This window comes from Pontibacter roseus DSM 17521 (genome assembly GCF_000373265.1).
In the GTDB taxonomy this organism is placed as follows: domain Bacteria; phylum Bacteroidota; class Bacteroidia; order Cytophagales; family Hymenobacteraceae; genus Pontibacter; species Pontibacter roseus.
This window is the reverse complement of the sequence record NZ_KB890767.1, coordinates 167,652-192,851: the sequence shown is the minus strand read 5'-3', so window position 1 is coordinate 192,851 and position 25,200 is coordinate 167,652. Positions and strand designations below refer to the sequence as shown.

18 protein-coding genes are annotated in these 25,200 nt (G+C 54.0%); 17 read left to right on the top strand and 1 reads right to left on the bottom strand.

What is annotated here, in order from left to right:
- Positions 1–17 precede the first annotated feature (17 nt).
- The 17 genes from B051_RS0117390 to B051_RS0117310 all read left to right on the top strand — a co-directional run bounded on the left by B051_RS0117390 (position 18) and on the right by B051_RS0117310 (position 23,286).
- Positions 18–1,616 carry a DUF5123 domain-containing protein gene (locus tag B051_RS0117390; RefSeq protein ID WP_157579025.1) on the top strand — a complete coding sequence of 533 codons (1,599 nt, stop codon included), beginning with the start codon at positions 18–20 and terminating at the stop codon, positions 1,614–1,616.
- Between the two features lie 58 nt (positions 1,617–1,674).
- Positions 1,675–3,165, top strand: a complete 1,491-nt coding sequence (locus tag B051_RS0117385; RefSeq protein WP_018479499.1) for a pectate lyase — start codon at positions 1,675–1,677, stop codon at positions 3,163–3,165.
- 19 nt (positions 3,166–3,184) lie between these two features.
- Positions 3,185–4,462 (top strand): DUF4861 domain-containing protein, encoded by a 1,278-nt coding sequence (locus B051_RS0117380; protein WP_018479498.1) that lies wholly within the window; start codon positions 3,185–3,187, stop codon positions 4,460–4,462.
- 41 nt (positions 4,463–4,503) lie between these two features.
- Positions 4,504–5,928 (top strand): pectate lyase family protein, encoded by a 1,425-nt coding sequence (locus B051_RS0117375; RefSeq protein ID WP_071594919.1) that lies wholly within the window; start codon positions 4,504–4,506, stop codon positions 5,926–5,928.
- A gap of 62 nt (positions 5,929–5,990) precedes the next feature.
- Entirely contained in the window at positions 5,991–6,866 is an 876-nt protein-coding gene (locus B051_RS21590; RefSeq protein WP_018479496.1) for a pectinesterase family protein, read from the top strand.
- A 264-nt stretch (positions 6,867–7,130) separates the two neighbouring features.
- The gene (locus B051_RS0117365; protein ID WP_018479495.1) at positions 7,131–10,109 is read left to right on the top strand and encodes a SusC/RagA family TonB-linked outer membrane protein; all 2,979 of its coding nucleotides are present in this window, start codon (positions 7,131–7,133) and stop codon (positions 10,107–10,109) included.
- A gap of 30 nt (positions 10,110–10,139) precedes the next feature.
- The gene (locus tag B051_RS0117360; RefSeq protein ID WP_018479494.1) at positions 10,140–11,837 is read left to right on the top strand and encodes a RagB/SusD family nutrient uptake outer membrane protein; all 1,698 of its coding nucleotides are present in this window, start codon (positions 10,140–10,142) and stop codon (positions 11,835–11,837) included.
- A gap of 94 nt (positions 11,838–11,931) precedes the next feature.
- Positions 11,932–13,170: a glycoside hydrolase family 88/105 protein gene (locus B051_RS0117355; protein ID WP_018479493.1), complete on the top strand. Its 1,239-nt coding sequence runs from the start codon at positions 11,932–11,934 to the stop codon at positions 13,168–13,170.
- Between the two features lie 10 nt (positions 13,171–13,180).
- The gene (locus tag B051_RS0117350) at positions 13,181–14,176 is read left to right on the top strand and encodes a pectinesterase family protein (RefSeq protein WP_018479492.1); all 996 of its coding nucleotides are present in this window, start codon (positions 13,181–13,183) and stop codon (positions 14,174–14,176) included.
- A gap of 55 nt (positions 14,177–14,231) precedes the next feature.
- On the top strand, positions 14,232–15,944 hold the full coding sequence (locus tag B051_RS0117345) for a glycoside hydrolase family 43 protein (protein ID WP_071594915.1): 1,713 nt from the start codon (positions 14,232–14,234) through the stop codon (positions 15,942–15,944).
- Between the two features lie 17 nt (positions 15,945–15,961).
- Complete coding sequence (locus B051_RS0117340; RefSeq protein WP_018479490.1) at positions 15,962–17,725, top strand: glycoside hydrolase family 28 protein; 1,764 nt, start codon at positions 15,962–15,964, stop codon at positions 17,723–17,725.
- Between the two features lie 90 nt (positions 17,726–17,815).
- On the top strand, positions 17,816–18,631 hold the full coding sequence (locus B051_RS0117335; protein ID WP_018479489.1) for a rhamnogalacturonan acetylesterase: 816 nt from the start codon (positions 17,816–17,818) through the stop codon (positions 18,629–18,631).
- A complete protein-coding gene (locus B051_RS0117330) occupies positions 18,631–19,842 on the top strand; it encodes a dienelactone hydrolase family protein (RefSeq protein ID WP_018479488.1) in 1,212 nt (403 codons plus the stop codon). Before B051_RS0117335 ends, B051_RS0117330 begins: the two co-directional genes overlap by 1 nt.
- Before the next feature lie 26 nt (positions 19,843–19,868).
- Positions 19,869–20,270 (top strand): VOC family protein, encoded by a 402-nt coding sequence (locus tag B051_RS0117325; protein ID WP_018479487.1) that lies wholly within the window; start codon positions 19,869–19,871, stop codon positions 20,268–20,270.
- Positions 20,271–20,324: 54 nt separating this feature from the next.
- Positions 20,325–21,755 carry a glycoside hydrolase family 28 protein gene (locus B051_RS0117320; protein WP_018479486.1) on the top strand — a complete coding sequence of 477 codons (1,431 nt, stop codon included), beginning with the start codon at positions 20,325–20,327 and terminating at the stop codon, positions 21,753–21,755.
- Positions 21,756–21,861: 106 nt separating this feature from the next.
- Positions 21,862–22,617 carry a rhamnogalacturonan acetylesterase gene (locus tag B051_RS0117315; RefSeq protein ID WP_018479485.1) on the top strand — a complete coding sequence of 252 codons (756 nt, stop codon included), beginning with the start codon at positions 21,862–21,864 and terminating at the stop codon, positions 22,615–22,617.
- The gene (locus B051_RS0117310) at positions 22,618–23,286 is read left to right on the top strand and encodes a LamG-like jellyroll fold domain-containing protein (protein ID WP_018479484.1); all 669 of its coding nucleotides are present in this window, start codon (positions 22,618–22,620) and stop codon (positions 23,284–23,286) included. It begins immediately after the preceding gene.
- 119 nt (positions 23,287–23,405) lie between these two features.
- Here the strand turns inward: B051_RS0117310 and B051_RS0117305 are convergent, their stop codons facing one another.
- Positions 23,406–25,070 carry a UxaA family hydrolase gene (locus B051_RS0117305; RefSeq protein ID WP_018479483.1) on the bottom strand — a complete coding sequence of 555 codons (1,665 nt, stop codon included), beginning with the start codon at positions 25,068–25,070 and terminating at the stop codon, positions 23,406–23,408.
- Positions 25,071–25,200 lie beyond the last annotated feature (130 nt).

The following is a 25,200-nucleotide window of genomic DNA, read 5'->3' as shown; positions in this document are numbered from 1 at the left end:
AAGCAAGTTACCGAGACATGAAAGAATATTTAAGAAAGATATCCAACACCCTGATTCCTGTGGTTCTTCTTGCCGTTGTGACAGTGGGCTGTAAGAAAGAAGTGGACTCACTTGACCCGATGCGCATGTTCACACCGGCAGGCGACATCAAATCCGTGAGCGGCGAGACGCAAGTGAAGCTGACATGGAACCCATCGCTCTACACCACGGCCAGCAGCGGCGTGAGCTATACCGTGGAAGTGGCCGCGGATACGCTGTTCGCTACGCCGGTGATTGTGACCGTGCAAACCGACACAGCCGGCGTGGTCTTTACGGATGAGCAACTGGAGGTTCGCACAGACTACTATGCCCGCATCCGGGCCAACGCACTGGGTGACAGGCCTGAGTCCAAGACAGTGGTCAGCAACAGGTTCAGAATCCGGGGCGAACAGATATTCAATGCAATGGTTGACTCCGATGTGATTGAGAACGCCGTCATTCTCAGATGGCGGGCTACCCCCGGCCTAACCAAAATCGTAGTGACGCCAACCGCTCCGGCAGGCAACCCGATTGAGGTACAGCTCACAGAGCAGGATGTGCAGGCCCAAATGAAGCTGGTCGAAGGATTGCGGCCGAGCACAGCCTATACGGCAGAGATTTTCCGCAATACCTCCTCCAAAGGAACCCGAACCTTCGCGACGAAGGCGGCCACCGTGGGAGGCAACATCATTGACCTGACCGGTATTGCAAATAGACCTACTGTGTTGCAGGACACGCTTTCCCAAATCCCATCGGGCAGTACGGTGCTTCTGAAGCGCGGCAGACGGTATGAGATTTCCTCCACCACAAACCTGGACCGCTCCGTGACCATCATGAGCGAGAACAGCTTCAATCCAGAGATGGCAGAGCTCTACTTCACGAGCAACTTCAACTTCACAGAAGGCAGCAGCATTGACTCTGTCGTGTTCAAAAGCGTTGCGCTGCGCAGCGACAACTACTCCGGCCGCTATGTGATGAACGTGAACAAGGCTTTCACCATCGGCAAGATAAAGTTTGAAGCCTGCCGCGCCGAGGTGTTCAGAGGCCTGGTGAGGTTAACGGCCGCGGGAACCGTGGTGAACAACTTCTCCATTGCCAACAGCGTGGTAGATAGCTTGTCCAACTACGCCGTCCTGACGATTGACAATGCAGAGGTAGATGTGAAAGACATCCGGTTCCGCAACAGCACTTTCTACAAGATAGAGCGCTTCCTGACCAGCAAGGCTCCTTCCCGCTCTGTCCTGATTGAGAACTGTACCTTCAGTGAGACACCAGAAGGAAGTCGCTACTTGGTTGACTACGGCACTAACGATGTGTCTGGCGGCATCAAAGTCAACAACTCCATCTTCGGTATTGGCAAGAGCGCGGGCGGCAACAGGGCGATGAACGGAATACGGGCGGGTAGCGGCACCTTGATTGAATCAGGCAGCAGCTACATCACCGCGGACGCAGTAGTGACTGCAGATGCTATACCTGGCATTACGACCTACAGCGGCACTTCCTTCGCCTTGTTCAGAAATCCAAAAGCAGGCGACTTCAAGCTGATAGACGCCAACTTCCCTGGTAGCACCAACGCGGGAGACCCACGCTGGAGGTAACATGTATCAAAATGGGTATGGTCTTTCAGGCTATACCCATTCTTTTAAACCACTCATCATGCACAAGCATTCTTCCAAGGCAGGTTTTCTTGTATGCGTCACGGCACTGCTACTGTCGGTGGCATCTGCCGCCTGCAAGGGTAAGAGCGAGCCTGAGCCAGCAGTAGAGGAGCCCAAAGAACTTGCTCCTATACCTGTTGCGGAAAAGGCACTGGCTTTCCCCGGAGCAGAAGGCTTTGGGAAAGATGCGACAGGTGGGCGCGGCGGTAAGGTCATCAAGGTCACCAACCTGAACGACTCCGGTGCTGGAAGCCTTCGGACTGCCATTAACACGGCAGGCGCCAGAATCATTGTGTTTGAGGTGTCGGGTAACATCAGTCTGAACTCCCGGCTGGTGATTGCGAACGGCGACATAACGATTGCGGGACAAACGGCACCAGGCGATGGCATCACCATCAAGAACTACCCGGTGGTTGTGAACGCGGACAATGTCATTATCCGCTTCCTGCGCTTCCGGATGGGAGACGAGGCAGGGCAGGAGGCAGACGCCCTGGAAGGTCGCTTCCGGAAAAACATCATCATTGACCACTGCTCTATGAGTTGGTCTACGGATGAGTGCGTTTCCTTCTACGCCAACGAGAACTTCACCTTGCAGTGGAGCATAATTGCGGAAAGCCTGCGCAACTCGGCCCACGCCAAGGGAGCTCACGGGTACGGCGGCATCTGGGGCGGGAAGAACGCCTCCTTCCACCATAACCTGCTGGCCCACCACGACAGTCGCAACCCTAGGTTAGGAGAGGAAGCCGGAAAGGTCTTCGCCCTCACGGATTTGGTGGACCTCCGGAACAATGTCTTCTTCAACTGGGGAAACAACAGCACCTATGGCGGAGAGGGCATGAACGTGAACATGGTGAACAACTACTACAAGCCAGGTCCTGCTACTCTCAAAAGAGAGCGCATCCTATCCATCGACAAAAATAAAAATGAAGGCACGGAAGTATACGGCATTTGGGGCAAGTTCTACATCGATGGCAACTTCGTGGGGGGCAGCACAAGAGCCACCAGCGATAACTGGACCTACGGCGTGTTCAACCAATTCCACGGCAGCTACGGCACAGTGTCGGATGCTGACAAGGCGGCCATGAAGCTTACGGCGCCTCACCCCATACAGAACAATGTGAAAACCCATACCTCCCAGGATGCCTACGAACGGGTGCTGGCCCATGCGGGCGCATCGCTGGTTCGTGACGCGGTGGATGTCCGGGTGGTTGGGAACGTGCGGAACAACACTTTTACGGCACCAGGCTCAAACGGAAGCACCAACGGTATCATTGACAGTCAGAATGATGTAGGTGGCTGGCCAGAGCTCGTGGCAAAGCCAGCCCCAAAAGACACGGATGGCGATGGCATACCAGATGAGTGGGAGAAGGCCAGGAAACTAGACCCAGCCAAGGCCCAGGACAAACGAAACCTCAGCACCGCTTACGATGACATCGAATTGTACATCAACAGCCTGGTGGAGGAGATGACCAGGGAGCAGGTAAAATAGCGAGAACTAAACAGAAGAAATGATAGCCAGATTGAAGAAATGGATGCTGCTGCCTTTGCTGTTGGTAGCGACATTGGTTACGGGGAATATGTATGCTCAGAGCCTCCAGAAGGAGTTTCCAAAATCTTTAACGGTCACGGTGAGCAACCCGCTCAACCAGCCGCGACAGGATGTTCTGGTGGTGTTGCCCGAAGCTGCTATACAGAAGGCGGCCGCCAATTTCAACCCGAAGGCCTTTGTAGTGCTGGATGGGAAAAAGGAAATCCCGAGCCAGTACAACCTGAAAGATGCCGTCTATCCGGGCGTAGTGTTGGTGCTGGACCAGATGGGAGCAAAAGCATCGCGAAAGCTGACCATCCGCTACAACGAGACCGGAGAGAACAAGCGCACCTATACCAAGCGCACCCAAGCAGAACTGTCGCACAAGGTTGGCGGTGCGTTCAAGGACCGCAAGTATAGCGGGGGCACTTTCCAGAACGTGGACTCACTACGCGTGCCGGATGAAGTGACGGACCATTCCTATTACATCCGCTACGAAGGGCCAGGCTGGGAATCTGATAAAGTAGGTTACCGCTTTTACCTCGACTGGCGCAACGGCACCGATGTGTTTGGCAAGACGACAAAGGACATGGCCCTGCACCGCGCCGGCCTAGATGGCTATGACTCCTACCACGAGCTGCAGGATTGGGGTATGGATGTACTCAAGGTGGGCAAATCGCTTGGAGTGGGCACACTGGCCCTGTTCGACAAAGGCAGCGCGAACCGGGTAGCCGAAACAGACAGCATGATTTCCGTGATTGCCGAAAACGGTGAGGTATACTCCGCCATCCGGACAAACTACTATGGCTGGAAAATAGCAGGTATGGACCTAGATGTAAACTCTCACCTGGGTATACACGCCGGCAGCCGTCTGACGCGCCATTTGGTGAACGTGACAGGAGGCCAACCACAGAACCTCAGCACTGGCCTCATCAAAGACAAAAGAGCGAAGCTGCATACCCAAAAAGGCAGCGCGCAGGAGTGGGGTTACATCGCCACCTTCGGCAAGCAGAGCCTCAACGGAGAAGGGGATAACCTGGGTATAGCCGTGCTGTTCCGCCCGCAGGATTTACAGGAGTTCTCAGAGGATGAGCACAGCCATGTGGTGAAGCTGAAACCCACGGCAGGCAAGGTAGAATACTTTTACCTGGCTGCCTGGGAGCTGGAGCCGGAGGGCATCAAGACCGAAGAGGCTTTTCTGAACTACTTGAAAAAGTCAGCACAAGAACTGGCGAATCCTGTACAGGTGAAGTTCTAGGAATGCACTATAAACAAACAAAGGTGATTAACCAAGCTGGAATGAAGAGAATGATATCAAATAGCGTGGCGCTATTGATAGTATGCCTGTCCGGATGCGTCACGCATCCGTCAGGTATACCTAGTAACCAAACACCCGATGCTACAGTGGCTGGTCCGGTGGCGGTGGCTGACACGGCGGCGCTAGCGTTTCCGGGTGCAGAGGGCTTCGGGAAATTCACGACGGGTGGCCGTGGCGGACAGGTAGTTGTTGTGACGAACCTCGAGGACAACGGACCGGGTAGTCTACGCAGCGCCATACAGAAGAAAGGGCCACGTATCATCGTGTTTGCCCTGTCAGGGAACATTGATTTGAAAGCCCCGCTCGATATCAACAACGGTGATGTGACCATTGCCGGGCAATCAGCCCCGGGAGATGGCATCTGCATCCGCAACTACCCGGTGAGCATCAAAGCAGACAATGTGATTGTGCGCTACATGCGTTTCCGATTGGGCGATGTGGCCGGGCAGCAGGACGATGCCCTGGGAGCCAACAGAGGCCGGCGCAACATCATAGTGGACCATTGTTCCATGAGTTGGGCGACTGACGAAAGCGCCTCTTTCTACCGCAATGAGAATTTCACCCTGCAGTGGAGCATCATCTCTGAAAGCCTTAACCAATCGGTGCATGCAAAAGGTGACCACGGCTATGGCGGCATCTGGGGAGGCAAAGGAGCCACGTTCCACCACAACCTGATTGCGAACCACACCAGCCGGACTCCCCGCTTCTCCGGCTCCAGCAGCACCCCTAACTCCCCGGATGAGCTGGTGGATTTCCGCAATAACGTCATCTTCAACTGGGGCGCCAACAGCACCTATGGGGGCGAAAAGGGCCGTTACAACATGGTGAACAACTATTACAAGGCAGGCCCGGCGACGGTTTCATCTAAGAAGGACCGCATCGTCAATCCATCGCAACCCTACGGCAGGTTCTATGTGGCCGGCAATTACGTGGCCGGTCACCCGAACATTTCCCAAGACAATTGGGACGGTGGCGTGCAATGCGAGCACCCGGACTCTGTGAAAACGACCCAGCCATTTGAGGTAACCGCCATTGGGCAGCAGGAGGCGGCGCAGGCCTACGAGGCGGTGCTGGCCCATGCCGGCGCGAGCCACAGAAGAGATGCAGTGGACGCCCGTGTGGTAGCGGAGGTGAAGTCAGGCAAACCGACGAGCGGCAAGAAGAAGAACGGCATCATTGACTCGCAGAACGATGTGGGCGGCTGGCCGGAACTGAAGTCGGCCCCGGCACCGGAGGACAAAGACCAGGACGGCATGCCGGATGCCTGGGAACGACAGCACAAACTGGACTCAAACAGTTCAGCCGATGCCGCTGCCTATACCCTGGACAAGCGCTATACCAACATCGAGGTATACCTGAACAGCCTGGTGAGCGAGACCAACCTAACGGACAGAGCAGAAAAATGAGGTGCCTTCTGACGATATTCTTTTGCCTTGCATTTGTAGCGATACAAGCACAACAGAAGCGTATGGTTGTGTCGCAGGACGGAAGCGGTGACTATACCTCCATCCAGGCTGCCGTGGATGCGGTGCCTGCCTTCCCGACAGAGCGCATCGAGATACACATCCGGAAAGGCACCTACCGCGAAAAGCTCATCATCCCTTCCTGGAAAACCAATCTGTCCTTCATCGGGGAGAGCAAGGAAAACACCATCATCTCCTGGGACGACTATTCCGGTAAAGGCGACATCAACACCTTCACTTCCTATACCGTGCTGGTGCAGGGGAATGGCTTTGAGGCCGAGAACATCACCTTCCAGAACACGGCCGGTCCGGTGGGGCAGGCGGTGGCGCTGCATGTGGAGGCTGACCGCTGCGTGTTCCGGAACTGCAACATCATCGGCGATCAGGACACCCTGTATGCCGGCGTCGCGAACAGCCGCCAGTATTATGTGAACTGCTACATCGAAGGCACCACCGATTTTATCTTCGGGCCGGCGACGGCTGTTTTCGAGAACTGCACCATCCACTGCAAAAAGAACTCCTACATCACCGCCGCCTCCACGCCAGAAGGACAGCCCTTCGGGTTCGTGTTCCTGGACTGCAAAGTAACCGCCTCCGACGAGAAGCTACAGGTATACCTAGGGCGCCCCTGGAGGCCCTTCGCCCAGACGGTGTTCCTCAACACCACCTTAGGAAAGCACATTCGCCCGGAGGGCTGGCACAACTGGAACAAGCCAGACGCGGAGAAGACGGCGTTCTATGCCGAGCACAAATCCAAAGGCCCCGGAGCCGCGCCCAAAAGCAGGGTGGCCTGGGCAAAGCAGCTGAAGGCAAAAGAAGCGAAAAAGTATAATCCAGCTGCCATATTGGCTGGAACCGATAACTGGAAACCAATCAGATAACCTTTAAAGAGCACCGCTTGAGATAAAAAGAAAACCGTAGTACCCGCCTTATAGCACTGTGCGCAGCAGATGGAGCACACAGTCCCAAACTTTCAGCACAGACATAGAACACCATGTCCCGCAGGTCTTAAGACGGATTCAGGTATAGCCCGAGTCTTCTGAGTATTGATTGAATTAGTTGGCAGTTAGCATTCACGCATAACATACATACACTTGTTGAACAACATAATTTTATTTCCTATGAAAAGAGCGATACTTAAGAAGATGAGGTACTTACTCATTATTCCGCTTGTCTTTGCCACCATGGCAAGTGCTCTGGCACAGGGGCTCACCGTGCAGGGCAAAGTCACCGATGAGAAAGGGGATGGGCTACCGGGCGTAACCGTCCTCCTCAAAGGCACCTCCAACGGCACCTCCACGGATGCGCAGGGGGGCTATACCTTGAACGTGCCGAACGGTACGGGTACTTTGATTTTCTCCTACATCGGTTTCAGTGCGCAGGAAGTGCCCATTGACAACCGAACGACAGTCAATGCGTCGATGAAGACAGATGCGAAGGCGTTGGATGAAGTGGTCGTCATCGGGTATGGTACCGTGAAGAAATCGGACCTGACCGGTTCGGTGGCCTCGGTACGGGGCGAGGACCTGACGGCTATACCTGTGACCAGCGGGTTGGAGGTATTGCAGGGCAAAGTGCCGGGCCTCGACCTCACCAGGGGTAGCGGTCAGGCAGGGGCAGGGGTGAACCTGAGCATCCGGGGCAGTAGGTCCATCGGCGCCGGCAACGACCCGCTTGTGCTGGTGGATGGCATCCGCTATGACGGGCCGCTCGACGTGAACCCAAACGACATCGCCTCCATGGAGATTTTGAAAGACGCCACAGCCACGGCCATCTACGGATCCTTGGGTGCTAACGGTGTCATACTCATCACAACCAAAAGCGGGTCTTCCGGCAAGGCGAAGGTTTCTTTCAACTCTTACTATGGCGTACAGACCGTGAATGGTTATGCCGATATCATGACTGGCCCGGAATGGGTACAGCTTCGAAGGGAGTCACGCAGAACAGTGGGCGAGTGGAACAGCCCGGCCGATGACGACAAGATTTTCAATCCGGCGCAATTGGAGAACTTCCGGAACGGTATCTGGACGGATTGGGCAGATGAGATACTCGGAACCGGAAGCCAGCAAAACTACCAGGTAGGTATAACCGGCGGTGCCGACAAACTGAGCTACTACTTATCCACAGAATATTTCGACGAGAAAGGCCTGCTGCAGAACGACAGGATGAAAAGGTATAGCGGCCGCCTGAATGTAGGCTACGATGTATCGGATAAACTGAAGGTGAGCACCAACCTGATGTATACCTACCGCGACCGTGATTTGAGACGCGACCCTTTGAACCAGGCGAACAAAATGAGCCCGCTGGGCAGGCCTTATGATGAGGCAGGCAACTTCCTTCCCTTTCCTGTAGGAGATGCTTCCACGATGAACCCACTGGTGGACGAGCAGCCTGGCGCCTTCGAGAACAATGAGCTCAACAAGCGCTTTTTCGGTAACCTCTCCGTAGACTATACCCCTATAAAAGATTTGGTTTTCACCTCCCGCTTCGGTGTGGACCAGTACAACAACCGCAACGGGCTCTACTCGGGCACCAATACCATCGAAACCGGTGCTAATGGCCAATCCCTGGCAAGAGCGGAGCTGGCCAATTTCTCGAGGCTGACATGGGAAAACTTCGCCAACTATACCAAGGCGCTATCAGAGAACCATGAACTGTCGGCGATGCTTGGTACCAGTATTTGGAGCGAGAACTACGAGGCTTTTTCTGCTGAGGGGCGTAACCTGCTGTCTTCCACATTTCTCTTTCACAACCTGGGCGCCACCCAATCCTCTTACCGATTAGGTAGCCAGCTGCGGGAGGAGAGCCTGGCGTCTTTCTTTGGCCGCCTGAATTACAAGCTCCTCAACAAATACCTGTTCACTTTTGTGATGCGGGCTGACGGAGCCTCTGTGTTGGCCGATGGCAACAAATGGGATTATTTCCCTTCGGCATCGGTGGGCTGGTTACTGAAAGAAGAAAGCTTTTTGCAGGGCGTGAACGCTGTGTCTGATTTGAAGCTGCGTTTGAGCTACGGACTCTCCGGCAACAGTTCAGTCGATGCCTACCAGACGAAGGGCAGCCTGGGCAAGTCCACCTATGCGTTTGACCAGGGCAGTGTCGAGGCACCCGCTTTCGGGTTTTACCCTGCCACACTGGCCACACCTGCCTTGGGGTGGGAGACAACCGCGACAGCCAACGCAGGTCTTGATTTTGGCTTGTTCAACAACCGGATTGTCGGCACACTGGATGTATACCAGCAGGATACCCGCGATTTGCTTCTTCCAAGAGCGCTTCCTACCTCTACAGGCTTTGAGAGGGTGATATACAACGTGGGCAAGACCCGTAACCGAGGCGTGGAATTACAGGTGGGCACCGTGAACGTGGACCAGCCCAACGGCTTCAGGTGGTCATCTGACTTCAGCTTCGCCAGAAACAAGCAAGAGGTGAGAGAACTGGCCGAAGGCGCGGAAAGAGACCTGACACTTGGGGATTATGGCCTGTTTGTGGGGCATCCGATAAACGTCTTCTACGACTATGAGAAAATAGGCATCTGGCAACTGGGAGAGGAAGATGCAGCGGCCCAAAACCAGCAGAAGCCGGGAGACATCAAGGTGAAGGACCAGAACAAAGACGGAATCATCACGCCAGAAGACAGGGTGGTGATTGGGAATCAGACTCCGGATTGGACCTTAGGCGTGACGAACAGATTGGGATACAAAGGATTGGAGCTTTCCTTTATGGTCTATGCCCGCATTGGCCACACCATCCTGAGCGAGGCGGCCGGTTCTTATAAAATAGACGCGCTGGAAAACGGACCAGTGGTAGATTACTGGACGCCGGAGAACCCGACCAATGCCTACCCAAGACCAAACGCAGGCACGAGCCGCGCCAGCACGCGCTACTATACAACGCTGCAGTACGTGGATGGTTCTTTTGTAAAATTAAGAGACGTAACCCTGGCTTATAACTTCCCTCAAGGTATAGCAGATAAACTAAAGCTTTCTAACCTGCGGGTTTACGCAACGGCTAAGAACTACTTTATCCTGATGAGTGATATAGCGCCTTACGACCCGGAGCGTTTGGGAGCCCTAAGCTTCCCGATGACGAGACAAATGGTATTTGGCCTCAATGTTTCATTCTAAGGTGAGAAGAACATTTAAAAATCTGCAATCATGAAAAAGATATTCTATAGCATACTCATTCCTGTTCTTCTGTTAGGTACAGCTTCCTGCGAGACTTTCCTGGACGAAGAAAACAAATCGGGTCTAACCTCTGATGCTTACTACAAGACAGCGGAAGGTATAGAAAGCCTGGTGAACTCCCTGTATACCCCTATGCGCTTCTGGTATGGCAAAGAGAACGGCATCGCCTTGACCGAGACGGGCACAGACATCTTCACCCGTGGCAACGGCATGGAGAACCCGCCGGTGGCCCTGTATAATTCAGACCTGTCAGGAGCCAACGCACCCATCAATTTTTACTGGACGCGCTTTTACTCCGCTCTGAATGCCTGCAACGCCGCAGTGAAAAGAATACCGGAGTCTCCCCTGTCTGAGGAACTGAAGACAACTAGGCTGGCTGAAGCCCGCTTTCTGAGGGCGTTCTACCTGTGGCACATTGTGGAGACCTGGGGTGGCGTGCACCTGACGACGGACGAGTCAATCGGCCTGCTCACGACGGCGAATTGTACGTCAGTGGAAGACTTCTATAAGCTCATCTTCGAGGATTTACAGTTCGCGACCGAAAACCTGGCTCCAAGCAGCAATCAGTACGGGCGCGTGACCAAGCCGGCCGCTGAAGCCTTCATGGCCCGTATGCACCTGTACCGCAAAAACTACCCGGAAGCGGCGCGCCTGGCTAAAAAAGTCATCAGCGACTACAGCTTCAGCCTGGTGCCCAACTACGCTAACCTCTGGAGCATCAGCAATGTCAAAAACTCGGAAATCGTGTGGCATGTCAACTTCACAGCTGACCTCATCCTGAACAGAGAGTTTGACGGCCCGACTGCCGGCACCGGCGATGACATACTGCTTCGTGATGGCGGCAACAACGCGCACCTGTTCTTCCTGATGACCTATGACCAGGTAGCAGGTATGCAGCGCGACATGCGGTATGGTCGCCCATTCGCTCGCTTTATGCCTACAGCCCATTTGCTCGACCTGTTTGATGAGACAAAGGATGCACGCTTTAACGCGACTTTTGAGACGGTATGGTATGCCAATAAGCCAGGTACCTATAAGAAAACCCTCTCCAATGGAAGCGAAACGAACGTTACTTTTGCGGCAGGCGACACGGCGATTCTGGCTACTAAGTATGTGGTGCCGAATGCCCGAAAGGATGCCAAGAAGTACACCATCATCGACAGAAGCAGAACCTACAATGTGGGTGCAGGTGATGCGCCTGTCGTGCGGGACAGGTATATGTCGCTGAAGAAGTTCCTGGAGCCCAACCGCCTGACCATTTCCCAGCAGCAGGGCCAGCGCGATGCCTTTGTGATTCGCCTTGCGGAAATGTACTTAATTGCCGCAGAAGCGGAAATGATGCAGGGCAACGCTGGAGAAGCCGTAACTTACATGAATGCGGTGCGCCGAAGAGCCGCTCTGCCAGGCAAGCAGGCGGAGATGGAGGTTACACCAGACCAGCTCAACATCGACTTCATCCTGGATGAGCGGGCACGGGAGTTTGCCGGAGAGCAGCAGCGCTGGTTTGACCTGAAGCGGACGGATAAGTTGATTGAGCGTGTGCGCGCCTTCAACCCGGATGCCGCACCGAACATACAGCCGTTCCACGTGCTTCGTCCTATACCACAGGCACAGCTGGATGCCGTGTCCAACCCAGGCGAGTTCACGCAGAACGAAGGATACAACTAGACAGACTCAGAGGGGAAGGGAGAACTCCTTTCCCTCTGAGTCTGCTTCTGAGCTTTGAAGATAAACGAGTGAAATACCTAGCAAAACAACCCATATGAACATCGCTAAATATACCCTGCCTATACTATTAGCCGTCGCCGCTGCCTGTAGCCCAGGGGAAACGGCAACCGAAAACACAGCGCAGACACAGACGGTTGCAGCAGAGAAGCCCTGGTCCGTGCGGATGGCCGATTCTGATATGAAACGGAATCCGGAAGGCTGGATGATTGACTTCAAAGACAAGCCAAAGTGGGACTATACCCAAGGGCTGTTCGCCAGCGCCATCGAGCGGGTATGGGAGAAGACAGGCGATAAGAAGTACCTGACCTACATCCAAGCATTCGCGGACACCATGATAAGTGAAGACGGCACTATCATGACCTACAAAAAAATGGACTACAACATTGACCGGGTGAACCCAGGCAAGTTCCTGATGGAGCTCTACAAGGAGACCGGCGACAACAAGTATAAACTGGCCATAGAGGAACTGCGCGACCAGATGCGCACGCACCCGCGCACCTCGGAGGGCGGCTTCTGGCACAAGAAAATATATCCGCACCAGATGTGGCTCGATGGCCTGTACATGGCTTCGCCGTTTCTAGCGCAGTATGCCGTGGAGTTCAACGAGCCCGCTCTGTTCGATGACGTGGCCAAGCAGATTGTATTGGTAGACAAGTATACCTGGAACAGCGAGAAAGGCCTCTGGCACCACGGCTGGGATGAGAGCCGCGAGCAGAAGTGGGCTGACCCGGAAACTGGCAAGTCTCCGCACGTATGGGGACGCGCCATGGGCTGGTACGCCATGGCGTTGGTCGATGTGCTGGACTTCATGCCAAAGGACCACCCACGCAGACCCGAAGTGCTGCAGATAACGCAGAAAATGGCAGAGGCTCTGGTGCGGTACCAGGACAAAGACACTGGCCTGTGGTGGCAGGTGGTGGATATGGGCGGCAAGGCTGGCAATTATCGCGAAGGCTCCGCCTCCAGCATGTTCACCTACTTCCTGGTGAAGGCCGCCAAAAACGGCCACATCGACCAGAAGTATATGCAAACGGCTCAGAAAGGGTACGAGGGCATCCTAAATAATCTCATCCAGGAAAATCCCGATGGCACTATCAGCATCACCAATGTATGTGCGGTGGCAGGCCTGGGCGGTACGCCTTACCGGGATGGCACCTATGAGTACTACATCAACGAAGAGCGTCGAAATGATGACCCGAAGGCGGTGGCGCCCTTCATCATGGCCTCGCTTGAGTTCGAGGAGCTGAACGGCTCAAAAGTATCCATTAAATAACCTAATACACATGCACACAATCACAAGGTATACCGCTCTGCTCACACTGCTGTTCTGTCTTTTCCAGGTTCAGGTGCAGGCACAGAAGACGTATGACTTTGTGGTGGCGAAAGACGGGAGCGGTGATTTCAAGACCGTGCAGGAGGCAATCAATGCAGTGCCTGATTTCCGGAAGAACACCACGACCATCTTCATCAAGAACGGTGTATACAAAGAGAAGCTGGTGTTGCCTGCCTCCAAAACCATGGTCCGTCTGGTGGGGGAGGATGTGCAGAAAACTATCCTGACCCACGATGACTTCGCCTCAAAGAAGAACCGCTTCGGAGAGGAGATGGGCACGACAGGCTCCAGCAGTTTTTTCGTTTTCGGTGATGATTTCTCAGCGGAGAGCATCACCTTCGAGAACTCCGCAGGGCCGGTAGGGCAGGCGGTGGCCGTGCGTATAGACGCCGACCGGGTGATGTTCACCAACTGCCGGTTTCTAGGCAATCAGGACACGCTCTACCCCTATGGCGAGAAGAGCCGCCAGTACTACAAGAATTGCTACATAGAAGGCACCACCGACTTTATCTTCGGCTGGTCGACGGCCGTGTTCGAAAACTGCGAGATTTATTGCAAAAAGGGCGGCAACTACATCACGGCGGCCTCCACGTTGGAAGGTACGCCTTATGGCTTCGTGTTCCTGAACTGCCGCATCACCGGCGATGCCTCTGCAAACTCCTACTACCTCGGAAGACCCTGGAGACCTTATGCCAAAACGGTGTTCATCAACAGCTACCTGGGCAACATGATAAAGCCCGAAGGCTGGCACAACTGGAACAAGCCGGATGCGGAGAAGACCACTTACTACGCAGAGTATAATTCCACTGGTCCGGGTGCCGCCAAGGCTGGCAAGCGGGTTTCATGGTCGCACCAACTGAGCAAGGAAGACCTCCAGCGCTATACCCTGGAAAGTATATTCGGAGATTGGATACCCGGTAAAACAGCAGGTACAGCCAGCAAATAGCGGCAGCTATACCTGGTTCAATATTTATTTTTTCGCCGCAGAAAAAAATAGTACTATGATTCAAAGACACTTATTTCTTTCCTGTGCCACCGTATCGTTCTCGCTGTTGCTTTCCGCCTGCTCGGGGCTGAACCAAAGCAAGGATACCGCCAGCACAGCAGAGACCTTGCAACAAACCAACCCGACCATTTCGGAGGTATGGGTGGCCGACCAGGGCAATGGCACTTACAAAAACCCCATCCTGTTCGCGGACTACTCCGACCCGGACGTGGTGCAGGTGGGCGAGGATTACTACATGACCTCCTCCAGCTTCAACGCCATACCTGGTCTGCAGATACTGCATTCCAAGGACCTGGTGAACTGGACCTTGATTGGCTATGCCCTGGACCGCAACCAGCCTTACGACCACTTCGCCAAACCGCAGCACGGCAACGGGGTATGGGCACCCTCCATCCGCCACCACAACGGCGAGTTCTACATCTACTGGGGTGACCCGGACTTCGGTATCTACATGGTGAAAACCAAGAACCCGGCAGGTCCCTGGGAGCAGCCGGTGCTGGTGAAGGAAGGCAAAGGATTGATTGATTCCTGTCCGTTCTGGGATGAAGACGGCAATGCCTACCTAGTGCATGGCTGGGCCGGGAGCCGCGCAGGTATAAAAAGCATACTCACTCTCAACAAGATGAGCCCCGATGGTACCAAGGTGCTGGATGAGGGCGTGATGGTATTCGACGGCCACGACAACCACCCAACCGTGGAAGGGCCCAAGTTCCACAAGCGCAACGGCTACTACTACATTTTCGCGCCGGCAGGAGGCGTGGCCACGGGCTGGCAGCTGGTACTTCGCTCTAAAAACGTGTATGGTCCATACGAAGAGAAAATCGTGATGGACCAGGGGAACACGCCTGTCAATGGTCCGCATCAGGGCGCCTGGGTGGAGACGACGACCGGGGAGGACTGGTTCATCCACTTCCAGGATATTGAAGCTTATGGCCGTGTAGTGCACCTCAACCCCATGAAGTGGGTGAATGACTGGCCCGTGATTGGCGAGGCCAAAGACGGTGACGGCAAAGGCCAACCGGTGCTGACCTACCAAAAGCCAAACGTAGGGAAAACATACCCTGTCGCGACGCCGAAAGAATCAGATGAGTTTGACGGCAACGGATTAGGGCTGCAGTGGCAGTGGCATGCGAACCCAAAATCCACTTGGGCCTTTGCGACGGGCACGAAAGGGCAGCTCCGCCTCTTTACTGAGCAGCTACCGCAAGATTACAAGAACCTTTGGGATGTACCGAACCTGCTGTTGCAGAAGTTCCCGGCTGAAACCTTTACGGCTACCACCAAACTCAAATTCACACCTAACCCGAAGCTCCAGAATGAGCGGGCTGGCCTGGTGGTGATGGGGGAGGATTATGCCTACGTTTCGCTCATCAGCAAACCAGGCGGGCTATACCTGACTTACAACACCGTAGCACGTGCTGACAAAGGCACTCCTGAAAAGGAAGAGGTGCTGGGCAAGCTGAATGGCAACGAGGTATACTTCCAGGTGAAGGTAGGCAAGGACGCCAAATGCCAGTTCAGCTACAGCGAGGATGGCACCAACTTCAAACCGGTGGGCAGTACCTTTACTGCCGTGCCGGGCCGCTGGATAGGAGCGAAAGTAGGGTTATTCGCTACACGCCCCGACAAGACCAACGATGCCGGCTTCGCCGATGTGGACTGGTTCCGAATCAGCCCGAATACGACAAAACTCTCAGCAATAGAATAAAGATTTAAGACGAAGATATGATTACGAAGAAGTTCTTTAGACACCGTTTCCTGCTGCTGGCAGGTATAGCCGGAGCCTTTCAGTTTGGATGTCAGCAGCAGCCGGCAGCAACTACGACAACCGCTATACCTACACCTGCCGCCACTACTGCCGTAGCCTCCTCAGCAGACGCGACGGCCACCATTTACGAAGGCATTGAGTTTTACATGCCACGCGTAGTGGAGCCTACCTTTGGCAACTACAGCGTGAGCATCACCGACTTTGGAGCGGTGGGCGACGGGCTGACGAAAAACACCGCTGCTTTTGAAAAAGCCATTGCCGATGTAGCCGCCAAGGGTGGCGGTAAAGTGGTGGTGCCGCGTGGTATGTGGCTGACTGGGCCAATCGTTCTGAAAAGCAACATCAACCTGCATGTAGAGGACGGAGCGCTTGTATTGTTCAGCAAAGACTTGGATGACTACCCACTGGTGCAAACGAGCTTCGAAGGCCTGAACACCTTCCGTTGCCAGTCGCCTATTTCAGGTGTCAACCTGGAAAACGTGGCCATTACCGGCAAAGGCGTAATTGACGGAAACGGTGATGCCTGGCGCCCAGTGAAGAAGGACAAAATGACGGAAGGGCAATGGAAGAACCTAGTGAAATCAGGCGGCGTACTGCGCGAAGACGGTAAAGTCTGGTATCCTACTGAAAGCTCAAAACGCGGTGCCATAACAGGTAACTTCAACGTGCCAGTTCACCTGACTGAGAAAGAACAATTCGAACCGATAAAGGACTTCATGCGTCCTGTGCTGCTCAGCCTGATTAACTGCAAAAAGGTAATGCTGGACGGCCCTACTTTCCAGAATTCACCGGCCTGGAACCTGCACCCGCTCATGTGCGAGGATGTGACCATCCGCAACCTGACCGTGCGTAACCCCTGGTACTCACAGAACGGCGATGGGCTGGACCTGGAGTCCTGCAAAAATGCCGTCATCTATAACAACACCTTCGACGTGGGCGATGATGCCATCTGCATTAAGTCCGGTAAAGACAAGGACGGCCGCGACCGGGGTATACCTACCGAAAACGTGATTGTGAAGAACAACGTGGTATACCACGGCCACGGCGGTTTTGTGGTGGGCAGTGAGATGTCGAGCGGCGTGAAGAATGTGCATGTTTCTAACTGTACCTTCATTGGCACCGATATCGGCCTGCGCTTCAAGAGCACGCGTGGACGTGGCGGTGTGGTAGAGAACATCTACATCTCAGACATCGACATGATTAACATCCCAACCCAAGCCATCAGCTTTAACCTGTTTTACGGCGGTAACTCACCTGTGCTGGAAGCTACCCAAAAGGCTGAAACAGAAAAACGCGACGAGCGCTTGATGCCGGTAACAGAAGAAACGCCGTCTTTCCGCAACATCTACATGAAGAACATAAATGTGGCAGGAGCCGACCAGGCATTGGCCTTGCAGGGTTTGCCGGAGATGAACCTGCAGAACGTGAACATCGAGAACGCTGTTCTGAAGGCGAAGAAAGGCATCACCGCCGTGGACTCGGACGGCATTGTGCTGAAGAACGTGAAAGTAGTGACGGAGCAGGGACCTGCGCTGACCATCTACAACAGCAAGAACATCGACATCACCGGTTTCACTTACAACGACAGCAAAGAGCCGGTTGTAAGGGTACTGGGACCAAAGACACAGAACGTGAGGCTCGAGAAGAAAGACTTCAAAGATGCCTCTAAGCAAGTATCGAAGGGGAAGGACCTCAACAGCACAGCTCTTAACTTAGAGTAAAAATCTTTCATTTGAATCCACTAAGCATGGCCTTGTTAGGTCATGCTTTTTCATCTTTTATCGAATCTCTATACCTCAACATTGAAAAGCATGAACAGAATACTTACTGGCTTGACGCTTCTCATCCTTAGCATTACATTGGTTGCTTTCGCGCCCTTTAAAAAGAAGCCTGTCACAGTATATCTTATCGGCGACTCCACCGTGGCCGACTACACAGGCGACTACGATGACAAAGACTATATGACCACCCGCTATCCCATTGCCGGATGGGGTCAGGTGTTCCAGCCCTTCATGCGCCCGGATAGCCTGGCCAAAATCAAACACCTCATCAAAGCAGACAGCGTGGTGGTGGCAGACAAAGCCAGGGGAGGGCGCAGCACACGCACCTTTTTTGAAGAGGGCCGCTGGGCGGAGGTATACAAGTCACTCCAGAAGAATGACTTGGTCATGATACAGTTCGGGCACAACGACGCGGCCGAGAACAAACCCGAGCGCTATACCAACGTGACAGCCTACAAAGAGTACCTGCGGCTGTACGTGAAGCAGACACGCGAAAAAGGAGCTATACCTATCCTGCTGACGCCAGTCAACCGCAATTACCCCTGGAAGGACGGCAAGCTGAGCAACGTGCACGGCGAGTATCCGCAGGCGGTAAAAGACGTGGCGAGAGAACTTAACGTGCTGCTCATCGACCTGACCCAGCTTTCCATCGATGGCTTCACGGCAAAGGGAGAGGAATATGTGACCAACAATTATTTCATGAACCTGCCTGCGGGCAAGTATACCGCTTATCCGGAAGGGCAGAAAGACAACACGCACTTCCAGCCGGAAGGCGCCAGAGCGGTGGCACAGCTGGTCTTCCAAGGTATGCAAAACCTGCAGGTAAACGGAGCAGCCAGAAAGTAATGAAGCATTCAGGTATATGTATAGCCGTTTTGGCTGTGGCCCTTCTTTGGTGGGGAAGCGCTGCTTCCGCACAGGGACAGTCCTCCGATGTAGGAAACTTCTACCCGGTGCTGGACGCGTATGCCAGCAAGCACAACAGCAGCCTGTCCTACCTGAACAGTACCCACAGGAACACCGAAAAGTGGCGCAGAGTAGCCAAAACGAAGCTACATGAGTTATTGGCTTTCGACCCAGAGCCGGCTCCGCTCCAGACGGAGGTACTAAGTACTACCAAACGAGAGGGCTATACGCAGTACTTGGTGCGCTACAACGTGAATGCCCTGCAAAAGACGGAGGCCTTTCTGCTTATACCTGATAACCTCACCCAGCCTGCGCCGGCGGTCATTGCCCTGCACGACCACGGCGGGTTTTACTTCTATGGGAAGGAAAAACACACCCTCACCGACAACCAACCGCAGGTACTGAAAGCCTACATCGACAACCTGTACGAGGGCAGGCACTATGCCGATGAGTTGGCCAAAAGAGGCTTCATTGTGCTCTCTCCGGATGCCATGTACTTCGGTTCGCAGAAACTGGACCCGGAGCAGGTGAGCGAGAAAAACGCAAAAGCTTACTACGACAAGGTAACGGAAAGCGAAAGCGAGAACATCCAGGTATACAACAAGTTTGCGGGCGCGCAGGAGGTGGCCATGAACAAGACGATACTCACCTCCGGCACCACCTGGCTGGGTATGCTGGCCCAAGGCGACAGGGTGGCGGTGGATTTCCTACTGTCAAGACCTGAGGTAGACCCTGAGCGGATTGGCTGCATAGGCCTCTCGCTGGGCGGCTTGCGGAGCACCTATTTGTTCGGACTAGACTCTCGCATTAAAGCGGGCATCATCGCCGCATTCTCCACTACTTATGCGCACATGCTCAAGGAACACGTGCGCCATACCTGGATGATGTATGTGCCACAGCAGTACCAATACCTGGATTTGCCCGATGTCGCCTCGCTCAACGCGCCACGGCCGCTCCTGGTCATGAACTGCCGGCAGGATAAACTGTTCAACCCGGCAGGAATGCAGGCGGCAGAAAAGAAATTGACCGCGGTTTATGCTAAGATGAAATCCCCTGAGAAATTCTCCTGCAACTACTATGACGTGCCCCACTCCATGACCATCGCGATGCAGGAAGATGCCTTTGCCTGGCTGGAGAAGTGGCTGAAATAAATCAATCGAAGAAACCTGAGCAGACTATGAAACTAGAGCACTTCGCGCTGAATGTAGAGAACCCGATAGCCATGGCAGCCTGGTATGCCGAGCACCTGGGCATGCGGGTGGTGCGGCAGATGGAGCAGCCGCCCTATACCACTTTTCTCGCCGATGACAGCGGCCGGGTTATGGTGGAGGTATACCTGAACCCGGCCGATGAAGTGCCACTCTACCGGGAAATGAACCCGTTGCTCGTGCATTTGGCCTTTGTCTCTGAAGACCCGACCGCCGATAAAGACCGTCTGGTGAAAGCCGGTGCGACGCTGGTGACGGAGCAGCACCTGGAGGATGGCTCACACCTGGTCATGCTGCGTGACCCTTGGGGACTGGCCGTGCAACTCTGCAAACGAGCCGTACCCATGCTGACCGAAAAAGAGCAGGTATGATGGGAGGCAACTCTCTTGCGTGTACATCAGCACATCAACTGTAAAACACTTACTATGGAAAGGTTTCACGTATTGGCTTTGGCAACCATTTTCATGCTGCTCCTGTATTCGTGCGCCACGCCTGTTCAGGAGAATCAGAAACAGGCAAGTGTAGAGCCCGATGCTTGGGCTAAGGTAGAGGAGATATTGCGCCAGATAAACCCACCATCGTTTCCAGATAGAGATTTCCTGGTCACTGCATATGGAGCCGTTGGGGACGGGACCGTTGATTGCACCGAAGCCTTCCGGAAGGCCATTGCAGCCTGCAACGAGGCCGGAGGAGGACGCGTCGTGGTACCGGAGGGAAAGTACCTGACAGGGCCTATCCATCTGAAGAGCAACGTGAACCTGCATGTGGTAAAAAACGCCACCATACTCTTCTCGACTGACCCTGCGGATTACCTACCTTTGGTGCACACCCGCTGGGAGGGCGTAGAACTGATGGGCTACTCGCCGCTAATTTATGCCTTCGAGGAAAAGAACATTGCCATAACCGGAGAGGGTACCCTGGACGGACAGGCCAACGAAACCAACTGGTGGCCCTGGAAAGGGCAGAAGAAATATGGCTGGAAAGAAGGAACACCCAGCCAGCAGGATGCAGACAAGCGAGCGGCGCTGTTTCAGATGGCGGAGGACGGCGTGCCGGTAAGCGAACGAAAGTTCGGGGAAGGCTCCTACCTGCGGCCGCAGTTCGTGCAGCCCTACCGTTGCGAGAATGTGCTGATAGAGGGAGTGACTATCATCAACTCACCGATGTGGATACTGAACCCGGTGCTTTGCAACAACGTGACCATCCAGGGAGTCACTGTCGAAAGCCAAGGACCGAATTCGGATGGCTGTGACCCGGAGTCGAGCCGAAACGTCCTGATTAAGGACTGCCACTTCAATACCGGCGATGACTGCATCGCCATCAAGTCTGGCAGAAACGCCGATGGGCGCCGCATCAATGTGCCAAGCGAGAACATCATCATCCAGAATTGCACGATGGAGAACGGACATGGAGGCGTGGTGATTGGAAGCGAGATATCAGGAGGCGTGCGCAATGTGTTTGCGGAGAACTGCAGGATGAACAGTCCGCTCCTGGACAGGGCGCTTCGCATCAAGACGAGCTCCATGCGGGGCGGCATCGTGGAAAACATCTACCTGCGCAACATCGAGGTGGGGCAGATAGCGCAGCAGGTGATTCGCGTGAACATGTTCTACGAAGACTCCGGCTCGTTTATGCCAACAGTACGAAACGTCGAAGTGAGGAACATGAAGGTGCGCAACGGTGGCAAAGTAGGCGTGCTGCTGGAAGGGTATGAACAGTCGCCAGTAGAAAATCTGCGCCTTGTGGATGTGGAGATAAATGGGGTGGAGAAACCTTACAAATTCTCTAACGTGAAGAACATCCACTTCGAGAACGTCACCATCAACGGAGAAAAAGTAGTGTTACCTGAAAATTGATTCTGATACAGCGAGCTATACCAGGGAACCGCTTTAGCAAAGGCCTCCATGTTCATTTGCTATACCTGTTCTAGATAGGTTAGTGTCATCACATAATAAGTCTTGTATGAAAATATTCCTTCTTTTAACTACCGCATTTTTCTTCTCTTTTCTCCCTGTTCAGCAGAAGGAGCCAATCAAGGTATACCTGATAGGGGACTCCACCATCTCCATAAAAGAGACGAAAGCCTACCCGGAGACGGGCTGGGGCATGCCTTTCGTGCATTTCTTTGACTCGAGCGTGACCGTGGATAACCGTGCAAAGAACGGCCGCAGCACCCGGACTTTCATCGAGGAGGGGCTGTGGCAACCGGTGGCCGATAATCTGCAGGCCGGCGATTATGTGTTCATCCAGTTCGGCCACAACGATGAGGTGGAGACGAAAAAAAGCTATACTCCGAAAGACCAGTATACTGCTAACCTCACCCGCTTCATTAAGGAAACCAGAAAGAAGAAAGCCATACCTGTTCTTATCACACCTGCCGCCAGGAGGCAGTTTGATGAGACCGGTACCATCGTGGGCACGCATGAGGTATACTCTGCGTTGGTACGGGAAGTGGCCAAGCAACAGAAAACGCCTTTGATTGACCTCGACAGGAAAAGCCAGGAGCTGTTGCAGCAGTTTGGCGTGGAAGGCTCGAAGCATCTGTTCCTGCAACTGGCGCCAGGGGAGCACCCCAACTACCCGGAAGGAAAAGACGACAACACCCACTTCAACGAATTGGGAGCTCGCAAAGTGGCGCAACTGGTACTGGCCGAAGTAAAGGCGCTGAAGCTGGAACTGGCCGACAGAATCGTGAAGAAAGAAACGAAGAGCAACTAGATGACACGCCTGGTAGCTTTGCTCTTTTTACTGCTTGGGCTCATGGGAGCAGCACCTGATGTGGTGCAGGCACAGGTTCCGGCACAGGTATGGCATCTGAACTCACTCAAAAAAATAAGCGGACACAAACCCCTTGTGTCAGGCGAACCGAAAGTCATAAAAATCGCCAGGCGCGAGAAAGCCATTGAATTCGATGGGCTCAACGACGGGCTGCTGCTGGACGTGAACCCCATCGCCGGGGCAGAGGCGTTTGAGATAGAAGTGACTTTCAAGCCTTATGCTGCTTTCCCCAACAATGTGGAACAGCGCTTCCTGCACATTCAGGAGCCAGACAACCCTGAGCGCAGAATTTTGATAGAGCTTCGCCTGAACGACCGGGAGCAATGGTATGCCGATTTCTTCATACGCACCGAACATGCCTCCCTCACCCTGATTGACTCCACCAAGACCCATCCCGTAAACGAATGGGCCACCATCAAGCTGACTTACCAGGACGGGCAGTTGAAAGGCTTTGTGAATGGGGTAGAGGAGGTGTCGGGTGAGATAGCGTACCTGCCCATAAGTGCCGCCGCTAAAACATCCATCGGCACGCGTATGGACCAAAGGTCTTGGTTCAAGGGGGCGATTAAATCAGTCCGATTTCAGAAGTTGCGTGCAGCTGTGCCATAGTTGCTGTCTTCATCATCAAAGAAAAAGGCTGGGTACACCGTAGTGCCCAGCCTTTTTCAAACCAAAAAACAAACGCAACTTTGTTATCAGAGGCCGCCGTTTCCAACAGCCCTATTTATTTAGAGCGATACGCCCCGTTTCCAAGGGATGAAGTCATCCTGCCCCAGTTGCTGGGCTTTTGTGATGACATTGCCGCTGGCCACTTCTATGATGTAGTCCAGAATATCTTCTCCCATCTCTTCAATGGTTTTCTCCCCGGCAATGACCGGACCGGTGTCCACGTCAATGATGTCGGGCATGCGCTGCGCCAGTTTCGTATTGGAAGACAGTTTCAATACCGGAGCAATCGGGTTGCCGGTCGGGGTGCCTAGACCGGTCGTGAAAAGCACGATGTTACAGCCTGAACCAACAAGGGCGGTTGTACTCTCCACATCGTTACCCGGTGTACAGAGCAGGTTCAAACCTGGCTTCGTACCATACTCGCCGTAGTCAAGAACGTCTACTACAGGGGAAGTGCCGCCTTTCTTGGCCGCACCCGCCGACTTGATGGCATCCGTAATCAGGCCGTCTTTGATGTTGCCCGGGCTGGGGTTCATATCGAATCCGGAGCCTGAAGCAACGGCCGCACTTTCATAGGCACGCATCAGCTCCACAAAACGGTCAGCTGACTTTTCATCCACGCAACGGTTGATGAGCTCCTGCTCCACACCACATAGTTCCGGGAATTCCGACAGCATGGACTTGCCGCCCAATGCCACCACCAAATCGGACACATGGCCGATGGCCGGGTTGGCCGATATACCTGAAAAACCGTCGGAGCCACCGCACTCCAGTCCGATGACCAGTTTGCTGAGCGGTGCCGGCTGGCGTGTCTGTTTATTTGCCTCCACCAGGCCCAGGAACGTTTTGCGAATGGCCTGCGAGAGCAGGTGCTGTTCCGTGCCTTCTTTCTGCTGCTCCAGTACGATGAGCGGTTTAGAGAAATTCGGATTAAGCGCCTTGATGCTTTTTTCAAGTATAGACACCTGTGCATTCTGGCATCCCAGGCTCAGCACGGTAGCGCCCGCCACGTTCGGGTGGTGGATGTAGCCGGCCAGCAGAGCGCACAGCATGTCGGAGTCCTGGCGAATGCCGCCGCAACCGCCTTCGTGTGTCAGGAACTTGATGCCGTCTATGTTCTCAAAAATACGGTGGCGGGTGTTAGTGGTCTGTGTTTCCAGGGGCAGCTGCGCAATCTCCTCTGTTTTGCCGGCCTGGTATAGGCCCACCATTTGCTGCACGTAAGATTTATAGAGGTCCTGGGAGTTGTACTGGTCCTGGCGCCCGAAGCCGAGCGTTTCGACAAAAGCTTGCTTGATGGTTTCCACATTTCGGTTTTCGCAGAATACCAACGGAATTACCAGCCAGTAATTACCGGTGCCTACCTGCCCATCTGCACGGTGGAAGCCCATAAACGTCTTGTCAACCCATTTCGACACATCAGGGGCATTCCAGCCGATGGTTTTGGTTTTTCCGGTATACTCAGATACCTCGTGCTTCACGTTGCCGGTCATCAGTATACCGCCGGCAGGTATAGTGTCCACGGCTTTTCCAACCAGGGAGCCATACATGATAATCTCTTCGCCAGGGGAAAGGGGTTGCTCAGCAAACTTGTGCTTTGCGGGTACATCCGTGGCGACAGGTATCTGTGTTCCGTTGAACTCCACTGTGTCGCCCACTCTCAAATCCGTCAACGCCACCAGTACGTTATCGGCAGGATGGATTTTCAATATATTGTGTGCCATGTTAAAAAATTACGATATTGTGCAATCGATTGCGCATACAACAAGTATACGAAATGTATTTGACATTATAGAGGTCCCGCATAAAAAGATTTCAGCTAAAAAAGAAGTCTTGGTTCGGTAACGGGCAGCT

Excerpts from the sequence above, each read along its gene's own strand:
- B051_RS0117390 (WP_157579025.1), top strand. The coding sequence starts at position 18 with ATGAAAGAATATTTAAGAAAGATATCCAACACCCTGATTCCTGTGGTT.
- B051_RS0117385 (WP_018479499.1), top strand. The coding sequence starts at position 1,675 with ATGCACAAGCATTCTTCCAAGGCAGGTTTTCTTGTATGCGTCACGGCA.
- B051_RS0117380 (WP_018479498.1), top strand. The coding sequence starts at position 3,185 with ATGATAGCCAGATTGAAGAAATGGATGCTGCTGCCTTTGCTGTTGGTA.
- B051_RS0117375 (WP_071594919.1), top strand. The coding sequence starts at position 4,504 with ATGAAGAGAATGATATCAAATAGCGTGGCGCTATTGATAGTATGCCTG.
- B051_RS21590 (WP_018479496.1), top strand. The coding sequence starts at position 5,991 with ATGGTTGTGTCGCAGGACGGAAGCGGTGACTATACCTCCATCCAGGCT.
- B051_RS0117365 (WP_018479495.1), top strand. The coding sequence starts at position 7,131 with ATGAGGTACTTACTCATTATTCCGCTTGTCTTTGCCACCATGGCAAGT.
- B051_RS0117360 (WP_018479494.1), top strand. The coding sequence starts at position 10,140 with ATGAAAAAGATATTCTATAGCATACTCATTCCTGTTCTTCTGTTAGGT.
- B051_RS0117355 (WP_018479493.1), top strand. The coding sequence starts at position 11,932 with ATGAACATCGCTAAATATACCCTGCCTATACTATTAGCCGTCGCCGCT.
- B051_RS0117350 (WP_018479492.1), top strand. The coding sequence starts at position 13,181 with ATGCACACAATCACAAGGTATACCGCTCTGCTCACACTGCTGTTCTGT.
- B051_RS0117345 (WP_071594915.1), top strand. The coding sequence starts at position 14,232 with ATGATTCAAAGACACTTATTTCTTTCCTGTGCCACCGTATCGTTCTCG.
- B051_RS0117340 (WP_018479490.1), top strand. The coding sequence starts at position 15,962 with ATGATTACGAAGAAGTTCTTTAGACACCGTTTCCTGCTGCTGGCAGGT.
- B051_RS0117335 (WP_018479489.1), top strand. The coding sequence starts at position 17,816 with ATGAACAGAATACTTACTGGCTTGACGCTTCTCATCCTTAGCATTACA.
- B051_RS0117330 (WP_018479488.1), top strand. The coding sequence starts at position 18,631 with ATGAAGCATTCAGGTATATGTATAGCCGTTTTGGCTGTGGCCCTTCTT.
- B051_RS0117325 (WP_018479487.1), top strand. The coding sequence starts at position 19,869 with ATGAAACTAGAGCACTTCGCGCTGAATGTAGAGAACCCGATAGCCATG.
- B051_RS0117320 (WP_018479486.1), top strand. The coding sequence starts at position 20,325 with ATGGAAAGGTTTCACGTATTGGCTTTGGCAACCATTTTCATGCTGCTC.
- B051_RS0117315 (WP_018479485.1), top strand. The coding sequence starts at position 21,862 with ATGAAAATATTCCTTCTTTTAACTACCGCATTTTTCTTCTCTTTTCTC.
- B051_RS0117310 (WP_018479484.1), top strand. The coding sequence starts at position 22,618 with ATGACACGCCTGGTAGCTTTGCTCTTTTTACTGCTTGGGCTCATGGGA.
- B051_RS0117305 (WP_018479483.1), bottom strand. The coding sequence starts at position 25,070 with ATGGCACACAATATATTGAAAATCCATCCTGCCGATAACGTACTGGTG.